This is a genomic window from Mesorhizobium sp. M7A.F.Ca.CA.002.05.1.1, from assembly GCF_003998335.1.
In the GTDB taxonomy this organism is placed as follows: domain Bacteria; phylum Pseudomonadota; class Alphaproteobacteria; order Rhizobiales; family Rhizobiaceae; genus Mesorhizobium.
The window spans coordinates 1-998 of record NZ_RZQI01001372.1; the positions used below are offsets into that span (position 1 = coordinate 1).

The 998-nt window shown below is 61.7% G+C and carries 2 protein-coding genes; both read right to left on the minus strand.

All coding sequences use genetic code 11. The features are described 5' to 3' along the window. Positions 1-336: hypothetical protein (locus EN939_RS35650; protein ID WP_127271995.1), on the minus strand; the 336-nt coding region annotated here is incomplete at its 3' end. Position 337: 1 nt separating this feature from the next. Next, on the minus strand, positions 338-998 hold a 661-nt coding region (locus EN939_RS35655), incomplete at its 5' end, for a TonB-dependent receptor domain-containing protein (protein WP_164751579.1).

The window sequence follows — 998 nt, forward strand, 5'->3', positions numbered from 1 at the left end:
CGCTTCCTCTCTGTCGCTGGTGACGTGGACCGGAATAGCCCAGAGCCGCTCGAACGATTGCCGCGATCGTGGGTTGGGATTGTCACGCACCAGTGCCAAGGCCCGGCATGCGCTGGAGATGCGCTGCCGCGTGGCCTTGGCCCATGCGGCCTGACGGACTTCCCCCTCTCGGGAGAGATGAGTGCTGCCGGCAATATCCACCACGATGGCATAGGGTCCATCGAGGTTGCCGATCCGGTCGAGCGCTTCGAGGTAGTCGGCCTCGTCGGTTGCCGCGTGCGGAGGGTAGAGGCGCAGGTCGACGATGCCGTCCTTGTGCATCTCGAAACGAACCATCTCAGAAGGTGACCTTGTAGCCGAGCGATACCATGCGGCCGAAACCATTGACGACATTGTTGCGCGTGGCGCTAGCTGTCGGATTCATGTAGTTGGTGTCGAAGACGTTCTCGACGCCGACACTGAGATCGCCCTTGCCGACCTTGTGGCTCGCAAGGATATTTACCAGTGCCGCGCCCTTGATCTCGGGTACGGTCGTTATCTTGTCCCGGCTGGTGAAGAACTGGACCTCGCTGCGAAGATTGAGGCCGTTGTCGAAGACATAGGTCCCGTAGACCGTGCCGTGCACCGGGGTCGCTATCCTGTTGTTCGGCAGCCACGCATCGATATTGCCATCGCCGTCATTGTCGTAGCGCCCCTCGGTATAGCCAAGGAGGCCACCGACGGTGAGGTTGCCGGTCAGGTTCCACCATGCGGTGACTTCGACGCCCCAGATTTCCTCCTTCTGCTGCGACACGCGGTTGGAGGCGATGTCGTAGTTCACGCCTTGGTCGGAGGTGGACAAAAAGGCCGACAGCGAGCCGCCATAGTCGACATCGCCGCCGCGAATGCCGATCTCGTAATTGTTGACGACCTGAGGGCTGGGAGCGATGTCAGCGTAGCTGACCGTATAGTCGGGTGCGCCTGCGCCGGGACATGCCAGCGCCCCGTAGGCGTCGCAC